Raw genomic sequence first — 3,144 nt, 5'->3', positions numbered from 1 at the left:
CAATCGACCGGCTGGCTGTCGCCCCATCCCCAGCACAAGACGATGACCATCGACCCGCTCGGCGGCTACCCAGACTGAACATCCTCATCTGCCGCTGGTCTTGCGCGGCGCCGGCACCTCGGTCGTCACAGCGAGCGAGGCGTCCCGGCAATGCCGACCCTTCCTGTCTTGCCGATGTCAGTGCGCCGATGGATCGGCGCCCGCCCGCATCTCGGCGTCGCTGAGCCAGTCCAGATACCATCGGCTGAACGTGAGCCGGTGGCCATGGCCGTCGAACATCGGAGCGAGATCGATGCCGTCGATGCGGTAGTCCCGCCAGATCGCCCCGCGGTCGTCTCCGGTGACCACGAGCCAGTAGCGGCGCAGGCAGCCCGCGTCGCACAGGCACACCGCGCCGGCGGTGCGGTCGGGATGCCACAGCGTGTCTTCCCACCGCTGCTGCGCAGCCTGGTAGTCGTCGTAGTACTCGAAGTCGTACCGCTGCAACGGTCGAAACTGCAGCGGGTCGATGGGCTGACCACCGATGTGTTGGGGCGAGTAGGGCTCCCGCAGCCGGTCGACGTCGATGCGATGCGTGCTGTCCGCATCCCACTCCCAGCCATGCGCTGCTCGGCGCAGCGTCAGCACGCCGTACGCAGGGCCTGCGCCACCGGCACCGACGTTCAGCAGGAAGCTGCGATACTCGTCCGGCAGCCGAACCCGCAACGCACGCTCCGCTTCCTGGACCTCCGCTTCCGACAGCGGCGGCGCCAACGCGAACCGATGAGCAAAGCCGCCGAAGACCTCGTCCGCACCCGGTGCATCTCGCAAGCGCAGCACCCGATCCCGAACCGAATGCCACGTCGCCTCGCTCACGCGCCGAGTTTAGTGGCGTGCCGCGGTCACGCCGACCGCGACGGTCGTGATCTTCAATGCCACCAATCAAGACCGGCTGTGCCCATATGCCGCCGAGCGTGCGCAGCGGCTTGCCGGTGACGGTCATGCTCCGTGCATCGCTGCGGCGGGCCGCTCTACAGGATCGGGCGCTCGCTCGTGCCGATGAGCGCGCACCCGGCTACGGTGGCCTTCGTTCACGTCTGGACTGCTGTGAAGATCTCATGGAGGCACTTGCTCGGCGGTACGGGCGTAGTCAATATCGACCGGTGCGCGATACCCGCTTGCTCCTGCCAGGGTTGGCATCGTTGTTGGGCGTCGGCGTGACGGTGAGTGTGCTGGTCGTCGTGAATCCGTGGAACTACGCGCGGTTGGACAGATCCACGGCCGGGCTCGTCACCGCCGCGATCGTTGTCGGCTTGGGCGTGCTCGTTATCGCGCTGCTCCTGCGGCGAAAGGGCTCCCCCTGGTCAGGTGGCTTCACCGCGACCGGTCTGGCTGTTGCGGCCGTGTTGGGACTGTTCTGCGCGCCATGCGTGCATGGCTACGCGCCGACCTGGAAGGTGCTCATGCAGTCACCGGACGGGCGGTACGCCCTGGCAGAGCGAACCGACGGCTTCGAATTGGGACCTGACGGCCCAAGGTCCTTGCACCTCTGGGTAGGCACGGGACTTCTCGCCAGAGATATGGGGCAATTGCTCGTGTACTCCTGGGACTATCACGACGTCTCACTCACCGAGTACCGCTTCGTTGACGACCACACGATCCGCGCCGCCGTGGGTGACGAGCAGTACACGTTCACCATTGATGATCACGATCGGCCGTCCCGCCGGACCCCGTGACAATCCCCAAGGAGGGGCCGTACCGGCGATATCGGCCCTCGGACGAACTGGCATCCGCTCATGCCGCCGTTGGTGCGCGGTCGCGGCGGGGTCGACCGTGGCTGGTCACGGACCGTCAACGGCTCGTCGTGGCCAACGCTTCCTGTCTTGTCGAATTGAGTACGTTCGATCTTGCTGCGATGAGAGAACCGAAGAGTGGTTCGACGGGAGCCGCCCGGCTCATCCGAGAGCGCTCGCCTGAGCGGATCGAGGAGGGCGAAGTAGTGTCTGCGAACAACGCACCTTGACTTGGGATGGCGTTGGACTGGTTGGACAGCGCGATGCGAGGGACGATCGGAGCCTGAGGGGGCGATGTGGCGCAGGTAGCCGTCGCGCAGTGGCTAACCATCGATGCCGTGCTCGACAACGTCCATGCCGTTGAGAACGTCGGTGGGGACCAGGCCGTTGCCGCCCAGGCGTTTCGGTTGCGCCAACTCGGGTGGGACGCCAACGCGAGCCACCCGGAGCGTGGTCAGGGTCCGGTGGGCTGGCCGCCACGGGACGCCTACCTCGAGGTGGCGTTGACCGGCGGCGATCTCGCGTTTATCCGCGATTGCCTGGAGCGCGGTCTCGTCACGACACGCTTCCTGGTCGACAGCTTGTCGACCGAGGACCGGAGCCGTGCGGACCAAGAGGAGTCCCTGCGCCTGAAGTTGGCGGCGCTCGACGCGCTTGACGCCATTCAGCCCGACCCGCCGGCCTGAGCGCGCCACCCGGGATGCGGCTTCGCAGCGGCGAATGCGGTGTTCGATCCCGGATGGCGCACTCTGTTCAGGGCCTGCGGGCGGCTTCCCTTCGGCGGTGAGTTCGACGCCGCCGTCCAACTGCCTCAACATCGGCAAGAACATGCCACTGATGCTTGCCGGATCGCGTTGTTTCGACGCCTCCTCCGCGTCGCTGAGGCTCACTCTTCTGCCGCGATCAGGCGCGCCGGCCGGGGGTGCAACGCCTTGACCAATGCCTCAGCAATGGCCGCCCGATCCTCCGACTTGGAGCGGAGAAGGACGAGGACACCCCCGCCCACAACGATCCCGGCGACAGCAACGCAAGCCCACGGCGACAGGCTCAACTGCACGTTTACGTTCTCCACGAGAAACCCCTTACTGGCTTTGGAGGTCTCCACCAGCACCGCTTGTAGGTCAGTGCTGACACCACCCGGACCAGGAGGGCACCCTAGTGTTGGTGGGAGTTGACACCACCCTGCCGGGCGCGCAAGCGGAGCTCGTAGTGCAGGCCAAGTGGCGGGAGCACCCCAATCGGGACACCCCCGAGCACGTCCGCGATCAGGCCGAACTGTGGGCGGGACCATCCTCGCGGCCGCGGGCCTGCTGCGGGGCCGGACCGCGACGTCGCACTGGCTCGCGTTGGATCTGCTGCCGATGTACGGCGT

4 protein-coding genes are annotated in these 3,144 nt (G+C 66.7%); 2 read left to right on the top strand and 2 right to left on the bottom strand.

Annotated elements, in window-relative coordinates; translation table 11 throughout:
- Positions 1 to 177 precede the first annotated feature (177 nt).
- Positions 178 to 855: an SMI1/KNR4 family protein gene (locus AB0I21_RS57250; protein WP_360574450.1), complete on the bottom strand. Its 678-nt coding sequence runs from the start codon at positions 853 to 855 to the stop codon at positions 178 to 180.
- A 98-nt stretch (positions 856 to 953) separates the two neighbouring features.
- On the opposite strand from AB0I21_RS57250, the gene AB0I21_RS57245 reads away from it, so the two are divergent.
- Together AB0I21_RS57245 and AB0I21_RS57240 are read left to right on the top strand one after the other, a co-directional pair.
- The gene (locus AB0I21_RS57245) at positions 954 to 1,715 is read left to right on the top strand and encodes a hypothetical protein (RefSeq protein WP_360574448.1); all 762 of its coding nucleotides are present in this window, start codon (positions 954 to 956) and stop codon (positions 1,713 to 1,715) included.
- A 395-nt stretch (positions 1,716 to 2,110) separates the two neighbouring features.
- The gene (locus tag AB0I21_RS57240; RefSeq protein WP_360574446.1) at positions 2,111 to 2,458 is read left to right on the top strand and encodes a hypothetical protein; all 348 of its coding nucleotides are present in this window, start codon (positions 2,111 to 2,113) and stop codon (positions 2,456 to 2,458) included.
- 200 nt (positions 2,459 to 2,658) lie between these two features.
- Here AB0I21_RS57240 and AB0I21_RS57235 read toward each other — a convergent pair whose 3' ends face one another.
- Complete coding sequence (locus AB0I21_RS57235) at positions 2,659 to 2,883, bottom strand: hypothetical protein (protein WP_360574444.1); 225 nt, start codon at positions 2,881 to 2,883, stop codon at positions 2,659 to 2,661.
- Positions 2,884 to 3,144 lie beyond the last annotated feature (261 nt).

This window comes from Dactylosporangium sp. NPDC050588 (genome assembly GCF_040654975.1).
Lineage (GTDB): Bacteria > Actinomycetota > Actinomycetes > Mycobacteriales > Micromonosporaceae > Dactylosporangium > Dactylosporangium maewongense.
The sequence above is the reverse complement of the archived record's forward strand: the minus strand, read 5'-3'. Positions and strand labels throughout refer to the sequence as shown.